This is a genomic window from Alcanivorax sp. IL2 (assembly GCF_047495475.1).
Lineage (GTDB): Bacteria > Pseudomonadota > Gammaproteobacteria > Pseudomonadales > Alcanivoracaceae > Alcanivorax.
Window position 1 is genome coordinate 2941822 of the sequence record NZ_CP179932.1, and the last position, 15067, is coordinate 2956888.

At 58.7% G+C, this 15067-nt stretch carries 16 protein-coding genes; 10 read left to right on the plus strand and 6 right to left on the minus strand.

The window, feature by feature from the left end; translation table 11 throughout:
* Positions 1-14 precede the first annotated feature (14 nt).
* From fadA to ACMG4N_RS13575, 3 genes are all read left to right on the plus strand, one after another.
* Positions 15-1190 (plus strand): acetyl-CoA C-acyltransferase FadA, encoded by a 1176-nt coding sequence (fadA, locus tag ACMG4N_RS13565; protein WP_297768787.1) that lies wholly within the window; start codon positions 15-17, stop codon positions 1188-1190.
* 522 nt (positions 1191-1712) lie between these two features.
* A complete protein-coding gene (locus tag ACMG4N_RS13570; RefSeq protein WP_297768785.1) occupies positions 1713-2687 on the plus strand; it encodes an amidoligase family protein in 975 nt (324 codons plus the stop codon).
* Positions 2666-3349: a gamma-glutamyl-gamma-aminobutyrate hydrolase family protein gene (locus ACMG4N_RS13575; protein ID WP_297768782.1), complete on the plus strand. Its 684-nt coding sequence runs from the start codon at positions 2666-2668 to the stop codon at positions 3347-3349. Before ACMG4N_RS13570 ends, ACMG4N_RS13575 begins: the two co-directional genes overlap by 22 nt.
* 46 nt (positions 3350-3395) lie before the next feature.
* On the opposite strand, the gene ACMG4N_RS13580 is transcribed toward ACMG4N_RS13575, so the two are convergent.
* Positions 3396-4064, minus strand: coding sequence for a glutathione S-transferase (locus ACMG4N_RS13580; RefSeq protein ID WP_297768777.1), 669 nt, complete (start codon positions 4062-4064; stop codon positions 3396-3398).
* Positions 4065-4286: 222 nt separating this feature from the next.
* Positions 4287-4874: a TetR/AcrR family transcriptional regulator gene (locus ACMG4N_RS13585; protein WP_297768775.1), complete on the minus strand. Its 588-nt coding sequence runs from the start codon at positions 4872-4874 to the stop codon at positions 4287-4289.
* Between the two features lie 75 nt (positions 4875-4949).
* Between ACMG4N_RS13585 and ACMG4N_RS13590 the strand changes: the two genes are divergently transcribed.
* The 4 genes from ACMG4N_RS13590 (at position 4950) to ACMG4N_RS13605 (ending at position 7397) form a co-directional block, all read left to right on the plus strand.
* Positions 4950-5168: a DUF1272 domain-containing protein gene (locus tag ACMG4N_RS13590; RefSeq protein ID WP_297769439.1), complete on the plus strand. Its 219-nt coding sequence runs from the start codon at positions 4950-4952 to the stop codon at positions 5166-5168.
* Entirely contained in the window at positions 5158-6039 is an 882-nt protein-coding gene (locus tag ACMG4N_RS13595; protein ID WP_297768773.1) for an alpha/beta fold hydrolase, read from the plus strand. The genes ACMG4N_RS13590 and ACMG4N_RS13595 overlap by 11 nt, the downstream gene beginning before the upstream one ends.
* A 109-nt stretch (positions 6040-6148) precedes the next feature.
* On the plus strand, positions 6149-6583 hold the full coding sequence (locus ACMG4N_RS13600) for a DUF4442 domain-containing protein (RefSeq protein WP_297768769.1): 435 nt from the start codon (positions 6149-6151) through the stop codon (positions 6581-6583).
* 394 nt (positions 6584-6977) lie between these two features.
* Complete coding sequence (locus tag ACMG4N_RS13605) at positions 6978-7397, plus strand: CBS domain-containing protein (RefSeq protein ID WP_297768766.1); 420 nt, start codon at positions 6978-6980, stop codon at positions 7395-7397.
* A 193-nt stretch (positions 7398-7590) separates the two neighbouring features.
* Here ACMG4N_RS13605 and dbpA read toward each other — a convergent pair whose 3' ends face one another.
* On the minus strand, positions 7591-8970 hold the full coding sequence (gene dbpA, locus ACMG4N_RS13610; RefSeq protein WP_297768763.1) for an ATP-dependent RNA helicase DbpA: 1380 nt from the start codon (positions 8968-8970) through the stop codon (positions 7591-7593).
* Between the two features lie 634 nt (positions 8971-9604).
* Between dbpA and ACMG4N_RS13615 the strand changes: the two genes are divergently transcribed.
* Positions 9605-10723 carry a ferredoxin reductase gene (locus tag ACMG4N_RS13615; protein WP_414432071.1) on the plus strand — a complete coding sequence of 373 codons (1119 nt, stop codon included), beginning with the start codon at positions 9605-9607 and terminating at the stop codon, positions 10721-10723.
* Between the two features lie 10 nt (positions 10724-10733).
* Positions 10734-11933 carry a fatty acid desaturase family protein gene (locus ACMG4N_RS13620; protein WP_297768757.1) on the plus strand — a complete coding sequence of 400 codons (1200 nt, stop codon included), beginning with the start codon at positions 10734-10736 and terminating at the stop codon, positions 11931-11933.
* Between the two features lie 220 nt (positions 11934-12153).
* Here ACMG4N_RS13620 and ACMG4N_RS13625 read toward each other — a convergent pair whose 3' ends face one another.
* The 3 genes from ACMG4N_RS13625 to ACMG4N_RS13635 all read right to left on the minus strand — a co-directional run bounded on the left by ACMG4N_RS13625 (position 12154) and on the right by ACMG4N_RS13635 (position 14121).
* Complete coding sequence (locus ACMG4N_RS13625) at positions 12154-13218, minus strand: NAD-dependent epimerase/dehydratase family protein (RefSeq protein ID WP_297768754.1); 1065 nt, start codon at positions 13216-13218, stop codon at positions 12154-12156.
* A gap of 146 nt (positions 13219-13364) precedes the next feature.
* The gene (locus ACMG4N_RS13630) at positions 13365-13787 is read right to left on the minus strand and encodes a hypothetical protein (protein WP_297768751.1); all 423 of its coding nucleotides are present in this window, start codon (positions 13785-13787) and stop codon (positions 13365-13367) included.
* A 97-nt stretch (positions 13788-13884) separates the two neighbouring features.
* Complete coding sequence (locus tag ACMG4N_RS13635) at positions 13885-14121, minus strand: SRPBCC domain-containing protein (RefSeq protein WP_269530042.1); 237 nt, start codon at positions 14119-14121, stop codon at positions 13885-13887.
* A gap of 219 nt (positions 14122-14340) precedes the next feature.
* Between ACMG4N_RS13635 and ACMG4N_RS13640 the strand changes: the two genes are divergently transcribed.
* Positions 14341-15039: a pirin family protein gene (locus ACMG4N_RS13640; RefSeq protein ID WP_297768749.1), complete on the plus strand. Its 699-nt coding sequence runs from the start codon at positions 14341-14343 to the stop codon at positions 15037-15039.
* Positions 15040-15067: the final 28 nt, after the last annotated feature.

Here is a 15067-nt window from a genome sequence, read left to right on the forward strand (position 1 = left end):
AAGGAGTTAGAGAAATGAGTTTGAATCCTAATGACGTAGTCATCGTCGATGCGGTCCGTACCCCCATGGGCAAGAGCCGTAATGGCCAGTTCCGTAATGTGCGTGCCGAAAAACTGTCTGCCCTGCTGGTGGAAGCGCTCATGGAGCGTAACCCCAACTGGGACATCCAGCAGACCGAAGACGTGATCTGGGGCTGCGTAAACCAGACCAAAGAACAGGGCATGAACATCGCCCGTAACATCTCCATGCTGGCCGGCCTACCGCGCACCAGCGCTGCGCAGACCGTGAACCGTCTGTGCGGTTCTTCCATGCAGGCCCTGCACTCCGCCGCCCAGGCCATCCAGACCGGCAACGGCGACGTGTTCGTCATCGGTGGTGTGGAGCACATGGGCCACGTGGCCATGGATCACGGCATCGACCTGAACCCGGAAATGTCCAAAGTGACCGCCAAGGCCTCCAACATGATGGGCCTGACTGCGGAAATGCTGGGCAAGATGCACGGCATCAGCCGTGAGAAGCAGGACGAATTCGGTGTGCGTTCCCACCGCCTGGCCTGGGAAGCCACTCAGGAAGGTCGCTGGAAGAACGAGATCGTTCCCATCGAAGGTCACGATCAGGAAGGCAACAAGGTCCTGTGCGAGATCGACGAAGTGATCCGCCCCGGTGCTACCCTGGAAGACATGCAGAAACTGCGTCCGGTATTCGACCCGGCCAACGGTACGGTGACTGCCGGTACCTCCTCTGCCCTGTCCGATGGCGCCTCCGCCATGCTGGTCATGAGCGCCGCCAAGGCCGAAGCAATGGGTCTCAAGCCCCGCGCCAGGATCGTCTCCATGGCCGTGGCTGGTTGCGACGCCGCCATCATGGGTTACGGTCCCGTACCGGCCACCCAGAAGGCCCTGGCCCGCGCGGGTCTGACCATCGACGACATCGACTACGTGGAGCTGAACGAAGCGTTCGCCGCCCAGTCCCTGCCCGTCATGAAGGACCTGAAGCTGCTGGACGTAGCCGACCAGAAAGTGAACCTGAACGGCGGCGCCATCGCCCTGGGTCACCCGCTGGGCTGCTCCGGTGCGCGTATCACCGGCACCCTGCTGAACGTACTGGAATGGAAAGGCGGCAAGCTCGGCCTGGCCACCATGTGTATCGGCCTGGGTCAGGGTATTGCTACCGTGATCGAGCGGGTGTGATCTTAAGCCCCTCTCCCGCTTGCGGGAGAGGGGTTTGGGGAGAGGGCGCTTTTGACAACCGCCCTGCTCCCACACCAATTTCCGGCCCTGCCTCACAAGGGCGGGATTGGAAACAAAAAACCCCGGCTACCCGCCGGGGTTTTTCTTTGTGCGGGATTTATACATTGCCATCATATCCTGACGATCTGGCACCCGCATGATCTCTGCCGTATCTCCATACGGATAAGCTCACACACCTCTTCACTCTCATCACCATAATGTCCGTTCCTGATCTGGGCCTTGATCCAACTAGCCTGCTGATCTGTCACCGTAATGCTCTTCTTCACCTTAGCCATACACCGCCTCATGCAGACTATCCATTAATAGATCCGTAGGTGGCCTGCCAAGATGTAGGCGTCCTGATGTTCGCTGTTCGTGGTTGTTGTTCCCTCGGCAGGCAGCGTAGTGTTATCAAAACGCATCGAGTCAGTGAACCCAACTCGAGGAAAGGTCCCCCTGAACAAGCAGCGAGGTCGTTCATCAATGGATGCTTACAGTTCCCGGTTGGAATCACTGAATGCACTCAAAAATACCGCAGGTAAAGTCCGCACTGTGGGCTTCGAGCTTGAGTTCTCCGGTATTGCATTCCGCGATACCGCCCGCGTGGTGTGCGATACGCTTAACGGAAAGATGACAGACGAAACCGCCGCGGAAGTGTGTGTGCAAACCGATCACGGTGATTTCAATGTCGAGCTCGACTGGGATTTTCTCAAGACCATGGCGGCCAACGCGGGTAAGGCCGTGGATGAGCTGCTGCATCCGTTGTCAAAGGCGGCAGAGCTCCTGGTACCCGTCGAAGTGGTGTGCCCGCCACTGCCCGTCACATCACTGCATATACTTGACGATCTGGTCGAGGCGCTGCGCGAGGCCGGCGCAAACGGTACCGAAGAATCATTGATTGCGGCCTACGGCGTGCATATCAATACGGAAATTCCGGCACTGGATGCGCCCACCATTCACCGTTACCTGCGCGCGTTCGTGCTGCTGCAGTGGTGGCAGGTGGAGGCCAACGATGTCAACCTGGCACGACGGATCAGCCCTTACATCGACTTGTTCGAGGAGTCATATATCAAGGTCCTGCTGACGCGAGAAGCGCCAGATATCAATACCCTGATCGACGATTATCTTGAGCATAACCCCAGCCGCAACCGCGCGCTGGACATGCTGCCCCTGTTTGCCGAAATCGATGCTGACCGTGTTCGCGCCACTGTCGATGACGCGAAGATTAAATCACGGCCGACCTTTCATTACCGATTGCCCAATTGCCAGATTGACGACCCGCAATGGAGCCTCGCATCCTCCTGGATACGCTGGTGCCGGGTTGAACAACTCGCCAACGACGACGCCTCGCTCCAGCAGCTGGGCGACGAATTCCTGGCGGCGGACAGGCCGCTGATTGGTGTGGATCGTGGTGCCTGGGGAAAAAGGATATCCCGATGGCTGGACGACCACACATAGGCGTTACCGGCAACCACCGCCGCTGGGCGCCGGCCTGGTGGTGCACGGCGCTGGCGTTACGCCTGTGTGGTGCGGTTCCCCAACGCATTTCGGTTCATCACCCGTGGCAGGGGGCGCCACCGGATGCCCTGGTGATCGGTGGCGGTAACGATATCAGCCCGGAGCATTACGGCGGTGAAGTCGATGCCCGGGTCAAGCTCGATCCAGAACGAGACACACTGGAAATCGAATGGATTCGGCACGCGCTGAAACACGATATCCCCATGATTGGCATATGCCGCGGGGCGCAACTGATCAACACCGTCCTCGGCGGCACCCTGCACAATGACATCCGCCATATTCGCCGTCTGACCTACAACCGGCCCGGGCTGCTGCCGACCAAACAAGTCTGGCTCGAACCCGATTCCCGACTCGCCCACATAACCGGCAAAACCAAACTCCGCGTTAACAGCCTGCACCATCAGGCCGTAAAGCGCCCGGCCGAGCCCCTGCGCCGCACCGGCTGGGATCTGGACAAGATCACCCAGGCCATTGAGCCCATCGGCAATATTCCCGTCCTCGGCGTTCAGTGGCACCCTGAATACATGATCTACCTGCAGTCACAATTCAGGATCTTCCACTGGTTGGTGGACAATGCACGGTATCGATTACCCCAGCCTTGATAAGAAAATACAGGGTGAACACTGGGCCGGAGCTGCACTCTCGTTGCTAGAGGATTGACGCACAGTCTTGAGAAGGAAACACCACCACCTCATCGCCCTCCTGCCATACCGGCACCTTGATCATGGTTTGCAGGAAGAGTGAATGCTCTAACCAGCCCTGTAACCACCGCTGCAGATTCGGGTAAGGCAGCTGGCTAAATACATCGCGATCGACATGGGCGAATTGGCGGACAAAGGGCATCACACCAATATCCGCGATGGTCGGATCATCCCCAAGCAGGTAAGTGCGGCTCTTCAGCAACGACTCCAGAACCTGAAGAAAGGCCTCTCCCCGTTGCCGATACTCTGCCTGAGTCATCTCCACATGGCGGTCGGCGTATTTATAGCGGTCCAGCCAATACTTGAACTCATTATCGTTTTGCTCAATCAGCGCATTCGCCTGATCCAGGACCGTTGCGTCTAACAGCCCCTGTGGATCCTGCTGCTCTAGCGCCCACACCATGATGTCCCGGCTTTCATCAATGACAGTCCCATCGGCAAGCCGCAAAACAGGCACGGTCCCTTTAGGGCTTATCGCCAACATTGGCGCGGGCTTGTTTTTCAGGGTCACCTCCCGCAGCTCGACCTGCAACCCAGCGAACAACACGCCCAGGCGGGCGCGCATGGCATAGGGGCAGCGCCGAAAGGAATACAGACAATCAAATGAGGCCGTCATAGCGATACTTCACAACTGAACCAGGGGTGTATTTGCGCAACGGGGAACCGATATTTCTGCTCACCGCCAAAAGGGGTATCGATGAACGCAACCCACAGAGTGCGCGCAGGGAAAGGATGCTATTGAAGCGGCGCCCCGTCCCGGGAGCCTCGATGCATCACAATGTCGTCTTGTGCGCCAGTCTGGGTACTGGCTAAAAAGGGGTGTACTGTCATAACGCCCCTATGCCCGCATCCCCCCCAGAAAGTCCGCGATCAATGTCTTCATATCTTGCAAGGTGTAGTCATCCGGCGAGGACGCCAGATTGATGGCGGCCTCAACCAGGACACCATAAATCATGCTGATAAGCAGATTGCGGGGATAGGGTTTGAGCCACCCGCCGTCCTGTAAGCGTGAGATGGTGCGAGCCAGCGTACCCATCGTGTAGCCACTATCAATATCACGCCATGTCTCCCAGCCAAGAAAGGTAATCACCTCTTGCAGTGGCATGGTGTGGCGTCCATTGCTCACCACAAAATCGAGGAAGGTGTCGCAAAGCAGCAAGGTGTCATCCCAGGGGTTATCGGTTTCAGGAACCGCCCCCACCGCCTCTGCGACCCACTGTGCCTGGAGCTGATAACACGCGATTAACACCTCTTTCTTGCTGCTGAAATAGTAGTAAACCGCGCCTTTAGTCATGCTGACTTTTTCAGCAATACGGTCAATAGACGTCCCTGCATAGCCGTGTCTGGCAAACAGTTCAAGAGCCTCTTGAATGAGGGTATCGCGTGTTTCTTCCGCGAATTTTGGTGTGGGTGATTTGACTGACATACCAATAGTATGTCATACATACCGTCGGTATGTAACTCTCATTCGAATGCCCAGCGAGGCCCAACCATGCTGAAGATGAAGAAAAAATGTGAGCGCTGCACCGCGCCGCTGCCTTTGGACGGAGAGGCTCTGATTTGCTCGTTCGAATGCAGTTTTTGCGCGGAGTGTAGCGCTGAGATGGATCACATCTGCCCAAAATGTGGCGGCGAACTGCACCTGCGCCCTCCCCGTGTCATTACGCCCATACAGGCGCTGACAAAACGTCTTACAGGAGGCGGAAACCGTGTCCGCTAGCTCCCGGTGGGAACATTGCCCCGACGGTACCGCGCTGGAATATGTCGAACACAGCGCGGACCGGGCAGCGCCATACCAAGGCGTCATCCTGATTGCCAGCGCACTCGGCGTGCCCGCCAGGTTCTATCGCGCGTATGCCAATTTCATGGCCATGAAGGGTTTTACTGTCCTCAGTTTTAACTATCGAGGTATCGGACTCTCTGGCCAACAGGCGGATCCCGATGTAATCCGCCTGGCACAGTGGGGCAGCCAGGATCTCGACACCATGATCGGCAAGGCAACGAAGATCGCGGGCAGCCAACCCGTCTATCTGGTCGGCCACAGTATTGGCGGGCAACTGGTAGGTCTTGCAAAGCGCGCGGCGCAGTTGAGCGCAGTGATCTTTGTCGGCGCATCGTTCCCTTACTGGAGCCGCGGGCCTCTCGCGTATCGTCTCAAACTATTGAGTTTTTATTACTGCCTGGTGCCGATACTTGGCCGCCTGCGCGAGCCCTTCCCTGCTCGCGCACTGGGGCTTTCCAATGCCGATATGCCTAGCCGGTTGCTTAGAGACTGGGCCGAGTGGGCCTCGCAGAAAGACTATCTGTTATCCCCACGCTTTCATCTCAATGCCAAACAGGCCTACAGCGAACTGAGTCTTCCCGCCCTGGCGTTTGAATTCGCGGATGATCACATTGCTCCCAAAGCGGCGACACGGAAACTATATGACAGCTACCCGAGCCTGCAGATCGACGTGCGGCGCAAGCCGGCGGGCAGACCGGTAATCGGTCATATGGGGTTCTTTCGTGAGAGCTGTGGTCACCCTTTCTGGGAAGAACAACTGGCCTGGATGGCCAACAAGGAACCCGCCATCGCCAGCCACAGCGGTTAGCGGTCTTGCGGTGCAGGGCTTGCCTCAAAGAGCGGAACAATGAATGCCGAGGGATTCCCCGGCCTTAAACATACCAAGGGGTTATACGATGTCGAACATGGTAAGCACCATGCAAAAAACCGAACAATGGCCATTCGGGAAGCAGTTCATTCAGCTGGCCATGCGCTGGATGGTGCCCTTCTCTGCCAGCATAAAACCGGAGCTGGAGATTCTGGCACCAGGCCATACTCGCGGGCGAATGCGTGACCGACGCGCCGTCCGCAACCACCTCTCCTCGATTCATGCGGGCGCCCTGTTTACCCTTGCCGAGACAACGGGCAATCTCGCCCTGATGAGCATCACCCCCGATAATGGGCGCTGGATCGTTACCGGCATGGATATCGAATACCAAAAGAAGGCACGCGGCGTGCTGATTGCAGAAACGATCCTGGGGGGGCAGGACTGGTCAAGCAGCCACGAGGTTCGGGGAGAAACCCGTATCTTCGATGAACAGGGTGATACGGTTGCCAAGGCGGAACATCGCTGGCGGGTTTCGCCCAAGTGACATCACGCCACATCGACGAAAACCTACCGGACACCCATTCATCGAAAACCTACCGGACACCCATGCATGGAGAATCAAGGCTGCCAATGGCTGAATGGATGGGTGTCCTGTTCTTTCAACCTTATGCAGTTAGTAGTGGGCATATATCTCAAGGTATGCCGCAAATCTCTATATCTATCAAGTGATGACCATAGAAGATAACAGGCACCTCCCCGGTTCGACCTGCACTTGCTGTTTGTGGCACACGCCAATTTGGTTCGCGGCTCAAGCGCTGCTCCTACGAGTCCTGACTAATCCATAGTTGGCACGGTTCCCGCAGTAATCAGGTTCAGCGGCCGGCCAAAAGCCGGCAGAACTGTTTTGTTGCCCCTGACAGGGAAAGAGAGGTAGCCCCATGGATTCTGTATCCATCAAAGACCTGATGTGCACCCGTTTTGCGACGATCCACCCGGAGATGCCGGTGGTGGAAGCGTCCAGCAACCTGATCAAGCTGGACATGCTGGGCAGCCCGGTCACCGACGCCGCCGGCACTCTGGTGGGCTGGATCAGTGAGCGCGAGTGCCTGCAGGCCGCGCTGCAGGTGGTGTATCACAACCAGCGCGTGGCGACGGTAAAGGACCTGATGCAGAGCGAAGTGCTGACGGTGTCGCTGGAAGACGATGTGCTGAACCTGGCCCAGCAGATGCTCAACGCCAAGCCCAAGATCTACCCGGTGGTGGATAGCGCAAACAAGGTGGTTGGCGTGATCAGCCGCCGTCATATTCTGAATATGCTGGATCAGAAGCTGGCTGAGTTGAGCAGGAAGGCTGGGTAATCTGGCTGTTTTTGCTCGTTTTCAGGGCGCCATGATGACCCTTTTTTTTGCACCAGATGCGTGCAAAATTTTTTGGGCGGCTACCTTGGGCGGTTTCGGTGACTGGCAGGATTTGCCCGTTCGTCACCGCCGTATTCGCCATGCAAGCATAGCTCCCACAAAAGACAAGGCAGAGCCCTGGCTGGCGGGCCTGCTACAGCTTCTTTACCCGCCGGTTCTTGCCCTTGATCTTGCCATCCAGTAACCGCTGTAGTGCCAGGTCGGCGCTGTCGCGTTCTATGGCCACGTAGGCCTGGTAGTCGGTGACGGTGATCTTGCCGACCTGGTTGCCGGGGATACCGGCGTCACCGGTGAGGGCTCCAAGGATATCGCCGGGGCGCAGTTTGTCCTTGCGGCCGGCACCGATGCACAGGGTTACCGTGGGCGGCAACATGGTGTCGCCGGCACGGGGCTTGAGGCTGGAGACCGGGTGCCAGTTGAGCTTTTCGCCCTGCAGTTCTTCGATCGCCATGGCCCGGCGGCTTTCGCGGGGGGCCACCAGGTTGATGGCCAGGCCCTTCTCCCCTGCCCGGCCGGTGCGGCCTACCCGGTGAATGTGGGTCTGCGGGTCGTGGGACAGTTCCGCGTTGATGACCATATCCAGGCTGTCGATATCCAGCCCCCGTGCGGCCACGTCCGTGGCGACCAGCACTGACAGGCTACGGTTGGCGAACAGGGTGAGCACCTCGTCGCGTTCGCGCTGCTCCAGGTCGCTGTTCAGGGCTCTGGCGGACAATCGCTGCCGACATAGCTGACTGACCACATCCTGGCATTGTTGTTTGGTGACGCAGAACACCACGCAGCTGGTGGGCCGGAAACAGGCGATGGCCTCGGCCACGGCTTCGTAGCGTTGCAGGGGCTCCACTTCGTAGAAGCGCTGCTCGATGCGGGTGTTGTCGTGCATCGCCTCCACTTCCACATGCTCCGGATCGCGCATGAAGGTTTCTGCCAGCTGCTTGATGCCGGCGGGATAGGTGGCGGAGAACAGCAGAGTCTGGCGACGGGACGGGGTCTGACGGATCACCTCGGCAATGTCGTCGAAGAAGCCCATGTCGAGCATGCGATCCGCTTCGTCCAGCACCAGGGTGTTGAGCCCGTCGAGGCTGAGAGTGCCTTTGCTCAGGTGCTTGAGTATCCGCCCCGGGGTGCCCACCACCACCTGGGCGCCATGCTCCAGGGAACCGATCTGCGGACCGATGGGCTGGCCGCCACAGAGGGTCAGCACCTTGATGTTGCCGGCGCCCCGGGCCAGGCGACGGATCTCTGCGGCCACCTGGTCGGCCAGTTCCCGCGTGGGGCACAGCACCAGTGCCTGGCAGCCGTAATAGCGCAGGTTCAGCGGGTGCAGCAGGCCGATGCCGAAGGCGGCGGTCTTGCCGCTACCGGTGCTGGCCTGGGCGATCACATCCCGGCCCTGCAACAGGGGCGGCAGGCTGGCCGCCTGCACCGGCGTCATAGCGGTGTAGCCCAGGGTGTCCAGGTTGGCGAGCATGTCGCCGCTGAGAGGCAAGGAAGAAAACAGGGTATCAGTCACGTAACGGGCCCGGGTGGCAGGAAATCAGGCGTGCAGTGTACCAACTGTTGGGCCGGGGGCGATGGATTTTGCAGGGGGACTATCTGGAGCTCGTTTCTATAGCGTGAAAAAACGTGGTGGGCGGGGCGATTAGTAACCGACTTTGCCTGTTACGACCCCCAGGCAGACTAACAAATCCGGAGCAGAGATGGCGCTCTGTGCTTAAGCAGCTTCGTAGCATCACCCTCTCCCCTCAAGGGAGAGGGGACTCTCCAGTTAGGCTTCGGGTAACTCAACATCTGGATGTATTCGCTATCAACATCGTTGACGGTCACAACGATGAGGCATGTAAGTGAAAACAGGCTGGACAATCGGGCCATACTCATTCTAGTCTTGTAAACACTTGTACACATACAGATGTGCACTTGCTGCGCTGCCCCCAATTGTGTGTCTGCATGGGTATTGCGTAGGGATTCGGTAAAAGGGGTTGGTCACAGCGCCCCGCACAAGCGGATACTGAAATCCGAACCTGACATGAGACAGCTACAACAACAGTGACTAAACGGATTATGGCGAGCCGCCCCGGCTGCCCGCCGCCAGCCTGGCACGCCAGGCGAGCTTCACCTCAAATAATGACAACGATCGAGGAACCGTTATGCGTCAACCCGCCCAGCCTGAGCCAGGTGCATCACCCTCCATCTGGTCTCGCCTGAGTACTATCACCGATTATTTCGCCTGGCCCTTGCGCACCTCTCATTACCTGGAGCTGGTGAACCCGCTGTGGACCACTCACAAGATGCAGGCCCGCGTCGTCAAAGTCTGGGATGAAACCAAGGATGCGCGCACTCTTACCCTACGCCCCGGCTTGAACTGGCGCGGCCACCGTGCAGGACAGCATGTGCGAGTGGGGATTCCCGCCAACGGCAAGCATTACACCCGCACCTACACCATCTCCTCCCCGCCGGAGCGGGAAGACGACTGCTTTACCATCACCGTAAAGGCCATCGACAAGGGCACCATCTCTCATCACATCGTGCGCAATATCAAGGTGGGCGATTACCTGCCCATCGGGCTGCCGCAGGGGGATTTCTATCTGCCCGACGCGCAGCCGATTCAGCCGCTGTTCATTACTGCGGGCAGCGGCATCACGCCTGCGTTCAGCATGATCAACAGCCTGATTGCCCAGGGTCGCCTGCCGGACACCTGCCATATTCACTATGCACCCCATGAGTTTGATGTGGTGCTGGGCAAGGAATTGAAGGCGATGGATCGCTACAACGATCGCTATCACTTGCACCTGATGTATAGCCGCGAGGGCGACGACCCCAGCCGCAACCGCTTTTCGTCGGCCCAGCTGGATGCGCTCTGCCCGGACTGGAAAGAACGGGATGTGTATGCCTGCGGCCCCCCTTCCCTGCTGGAAGCCATTGAGCAATGCATGGAAGACGCCGGCTGTAGTCGCCAGCTCCATGTGGAGCGCTTCCGTGCACCCTTTACCGACATTCCCGACGATGCGGTGGGTGGCCGAGTGCGCTTTGCCCAGAGCGATGTAGAAGCGGATGGCGACAGCGAGACGCCACTGCTGAAAGTGGCCGAAGAGGCAGGCATGAACCCGCCCCACGGCTGCCGCATGGGCATCTGCCATACCTGCAACACCACCCTGGTATCCGGGTGTGTGCGAGACCTGCGTACCGGTGAGGTACTGAACGAGGCAGGCAGCATTGTACAGACCTGCATCTGCGCCGCCGCCGGCGACTGCGAACTGGATTTGTGAGGGAATAATAATGAAAACCCATCAATACCCGGTCGACCTGACCGATGAACAGATCGAAGAATTCGGCCGCGAGCTGGAAGCCATTCGCAACGAGGTGTTTGATTCCCGGGGCGACCGGGATCGCGCCTACATCCTCAAGGTGATCAAGACCCAGCGCACCATGGCGGTGAGCTCCCGCTTTGTGATTTACCTGTCACTGTTTTTTATTCCCGCCTGGGGGCACGCGCTGGCAACCTGGCCGGTGGCGCTCACCATTATGGGCCTGGGCGTCTTCGCGCTCGGCATCGCCAAGATCCTGGAGAACATGGAAATCGCCCATAACGTGCTGCATGCCCAGTGGGACTGGATGAAGGACCCGGAGATCCAGTCCAACACCTGGGAATGGGACACCATGAGCCCGTCGGACCGCTGGATGCATTCGCACAATGTGGTGCACCACACCTGGACCAATGTGCTGGAAAAAGATCTGGATGTGGGCTACGGCATCATGCGGGTGACGCCCATGCAGAAATGGAAGCCGGCGTTTCTGCTGCAGCCGATCTATTTCATTCTGCTGATGCTGTTATTCGAGGAAGGCGTGGCCATTCATGAGCAGGCCATTGATGACCACCTGAAAGGCAAGAACAAGCTGAAGGACTTCACGCCGCTGTTAAAACGTATTGGCTACAAGGTATGGCGGCAAGTGGCCAAGGATTATATTGCCTGGCCGCTGGCCGCGGCGCTGGTAGCGATCCCGATTTCCTTCTATGTGCCCTTCTCGCCCCTGCTGGTGTTCGGCATGGTGGCCGGCGCCAATGCGGTGGCCAACCTGATCCGCAACATCTGGGCATTCACCATTATCTTCTGCGGGCACTTCCCCGCCGGCGCCCACAACTTCACCCTGGAGCAGGTGGAAGGCGAAACCCGCGGGCGCTGGTATCTGCGCCAGATGCTGGGCTCTTGCAACATCGAGGGCAGCAAGCTGTTCCACATTCTGTCCGGCAACCTGTCACACCAGATTGAGCATCACCTGTTCCCGGACATGTGCAGCAACCGCTACAAGGAAGTGGCACCGCGAGTACGGGCGCTGGCTGACCGCTACGGCATTCCGTACAACAGCGCCTCCCTGTTCCGCCAGTTTGGCACCACCTGGCTGAACAACCTGCGCCTGGCCTTCCCCGGCGGCGGCGAACCCTACGAGCCACGCCGTGAGGAAGCCAGCCAGTCCTGACGTAAACCGTAGGGTGGATTAGCCTAAGGCGTAATCCACCCTCCCCTCCAACGCTTCAAAAGGTGAATTACGCCTTCCGGCTAATCCACCGTACGTTTTGGTGATCGGAGTAGGCTTTTCCTAGTCCAAACCTTCGCTTTGCGAGCAAAGCTCCAACGGACAAGAGGAGCTATTGGAGCCTTGCTCGCAAGGCGAAGGTTCTCTCAGCAAGCCACCGCTTTTAGCGCCGTCTTACCAGCCCGTCTTCCAGCACCTGCTCGAAGTGATCTTTCAGGGTGTCGGCCGCCGGGCGGTAGTTAACGCCCAGCGCTTTGCTGCGGCTGTTGTCGAAGCGCAGCGGGTAGCCCACGTTGCGGCTGATGAACTTGCGGGTGACCGGGCCCATGAACGGACCAACAGCCCACACCACTGGTTTCGGTACCTTCATCATCGGGAAGGGGTATTGCTTGCCGAATTGCTTGCGCAGGATGCCGGCGATGTCGAGCATGGACACGGACTGGCTGACCAGGATGTAACGACCTTCCGCTTCCGGATTGAATGCACCTAAAAGGTGAGCCTGGGCCACTTCACGCACATCCACCATGCCGTACTCCAGCGCCGGCACGCCGGTTTTCAGTTTGCCGCGCCCCATGTCCAGCAGGGTGCCAATGCTGGCGGAGTTGCTGGCGTTGGTCAGTGAGGGGCCATAGACCATGCCCGGATTGATGGTCACCAGGTCCCAGCGGCTTTCTACACTGCCCCCCTGGCCATCGTGGATCTTCCAGGCTTCGCGCTCGGCGGCCACCTTGGAATACTGGTAGGGGTTGTGGTCGACGCTGCTGGTGGTATTCCAGTCCGCTTCGGTGAAGGCGCTTTTGCCCTTCATGTCGGTGGCATCACCGTATACCGAGGCCACGCTGCTGGTGAGCACCACGCGCTTGAGGGTGTCGCAGCGGTTAGCGGCATTGAGCACATTGCGGGTGCCTTCCACGGCCGGGCGCACCAGAGCCTCGTTGGCATCGGTAAAGCCATCCAGCACGAATGGCGAGGCGGTGTGCATGAGAATGTCGCAGCCCTGCATGGGCGCATCGAAACTCTGCGCATCCAGCAGGTCAGCCTTGAACAGTTTCAGGGTGCCGGGGGCAGCGTCGGCGATGCGTTTCAGATGATCCACGCTCTTGGCCTTGTTGGGATCACGCACCGTGGCATGCACGGTATGGCCCGCTTCCAACAGGTATTTGACGATCCAGCCGGCAATGTAGCCGGAAGCGCCGGTGACCATCACGGTATGAGTGTTACTGGGCATGCTTGGCTCCCGCCGATAAAAAGAAGGCCAACGCTACCATGATGGCAAAACAAGACTAGGGCTGTTCGTGCCATTCCATGACTGTGCGGCCAATAGAAATTACAACGAAAACAGGCGCCAGCGGCGCCTGTTTCCAGGGAAAAAAATCAATTCTGCCAACGCGACCGGTTAAGCCACATCCACGCGGCCAGCCCCAGCCCCCAGGCGCCATTGACGATCAGGCCACCGACCACCTTGGTGGCGTTCACGTCCAGACCTTTTAAGGGGAACACCAGCAGCATGGCCACCAGTGTCGGGCCGATGGCACCGAGAATCAGCGCCCCCAGCCAGTGCCGGATACCCTGCCAGCGGCGGATCAGCCACCAGACCGGAATACCCCAGACCCCGCCCCAGAATGCCAGTGACAAAACCTGGGGAATGCCCAGGGGCGGTACCGGGGTCATGTTCCAGGGCGCCGCCGGGATAAGGCCCGCCAGCCAGAACAGCGCCAATACCCCCTGGTGAAACAGCAGGGTAGCAATGAAGCCCCCGGTGAAGGCCTGCAACCATTGTTGTGGCGAGTTGGACATGGTCACTCCGACGTTGAGAGGTGTTGGTAAATGATTACCCGGCAACTCTACACCATCACCCTCCTCTGCGCGTGAACAGACCAGGAGCAAGATCCGTTCAGCCGTCGTCCGGAATTTCCGGTGTCACCAGTTGCGCCAGCATTTCCAGGGATTCTTGCCAGCCCTGATAGCAGAATTCCACCGGTATCACCTCCGGCACCCCTTCCTGGGTGATGGTCAGATCGGTGCCACACAGCACCTCTTTCAACGTGATGGTTACCTGCATTTCGCCGGGCAGGTTGGGGGTGGCGCGCAGGACAAGATGAAGACGGGCGGTATTACCGGACATGATGATTCTCCTTGTTGGATGTGGCGCCTCTCTTCAGGGAGGGCACGGGTTTATCGAATACGGAGAGGGGGATTCGACAGTTCGCCATGCGAGCATGGCTCCAACAGGAATACATCCACTTTATTGGTCTTATTAAACGAAAAAGCGCTATTTTTAATCATTATTTCAGATCATATAGTCACTCCATCGAGGGACAGGTAATAGAGCCTGTTACAGGAGGACGCCATGATCGAGCTTCGCACACGCAATGAACTGGGCCATGCCCGGCACGGCTGGCTGGATACCCGGCATCACTTTTCCTTTGCTAACTACCATGACTCACAACGGGTGCATTGGGGAGATTTGCGTGTGTGGAACGATGACACCATCGCCCCACAGACCGGTTTCCCTGCACATTCCCACCGGGAGATGGAAATCATCACCTATGTGCGCAAGGGGGCGATCACCCACCAGGACAGCCTGGGTAACAGTGGCCGTACCGAGGCTGGGGATGTGCAGGTGATGTCCGCAGGCACCGGGATTACTCATAGTGAGCAAAACTTGGAGGATACGGAGACACAGATCTTCCAGATCTGGATTATTCCGAACGCCACCGGGCTGCCGCCCACCTGGGGCAGCAAGCCGTTCCCGAAGGCCTCCCGCGACGGGCACTTTGAGGTGCTGGCCAGTGGTTACCCGGAAGACGCGGACGCCCTGGCGATTCAGGCGGATGCGCGGGTGGTAGCGGCCACGCTGAGTCATGGTCAGGACATCGAATACGTGCTCGACCCGACTCGCAAGGTCTACCTGGTGCCTGCCAAGGGACGGGTGCGGGTGAATGGGGTGCTGGCCGAAACTGGCGATGGCCTGGCCATCAGTGACGAAGCCCGGCTGTCTGTGGTGGCAGAATCAGACAGCGAGATCGTGCTGGTGGAAACCGTCTAGGAAAGCCGTGATCGATGCGTAGGGTGGA

Coding starts and splice junctions, on each gene's coding strand:
- fadA (WP_297768787.1), top strand. CDS start 15: ATGAGTTTGAATCCTAATGACGTAGTCATCGTCGATGCGGTCCGTACC.
- ACMG4N_RS13570 (WP_297768785.1), top strand. CDS start 1,713: ATGGATGCTTACAGTTCCCGGTTGGAATCACTGAATGCACTCAAAAAT.
- ACMG4N_RS13575 (WP_297768782.1), top strand. CDS start 2,666: ATGGCTGGACGACCACACATAGGCGTTACCGGCAACCACCGCCGCTGG.
- ACMG4N_RS13580 (WP_297768777.1), bottom strand. CDS start 4,064: ATGACGGCCTCATTTGATTGTCTGTATTCCTTTCGGCGCTGCCCCTAT.
- ACMG4N_RS13585 (WP_297768775.1), bottom strand. CDS start 4,874: ATGTCAGTCAAATCACCCACACCAAAATTCGCGGAAGAAACACGCGAT.
- ACMG4N_RS13590 (WP_297769439.1), top strand. CDS start 4,950: ATGAAGAAAAAATGTGAGCGCTGCACCGCGCCGCTGCCTTTGGACGGA.
- ACMG4N_RS13600 (WP_297768769.1), top strand. CDS start 6,149: ATGCAAAAAACCGAACAATGGCCATTCGGGAAGCAGTTCATTCAGCTG.
- ACMG4N_RS13605 (WP_297768766.1), top strand. CDS start 6,978: ATGGATTCTGTATCCATCAAAGACCTGATGTGCACCCGTTTTGCGACG.
- ACMG4N_RS13615 (WP_414432071.1), top strand. CDS start 9,605: ATGCGTCAACCCGCCCAGCCTGAGCCAGGTGCATCACCCTCCATCTGG.
- ACMG4N_RS13620 (WP_297768757.1), top strand. CDS start 10,734: ATGAAAACCCATCAATACCCGGTCGACCTGACCGATGAACAGATCGAA.
- ACMG4N_RS13625 (WP_297768754.1), bottom strand. CDS start 13,218: ATGCCCAGTAACACTCATACCGTGATGGTCACCGGCGCTTCCGGCTAC.
- ACMG4N_RS13630 (WP_297768751.1), bottom strand. CDS start 13,787: ATGTCCAACTCGCCACAACAATGGTTGCAGGCCTTCACCGGGGGCTTC.
- ACMG4N_RS13640 (WP_297768749.1), top strand. CDS start 14,341: ATGATCGAGCTTCGCACACGCAATGAACTGGGCCATGCCCGGCACGGC.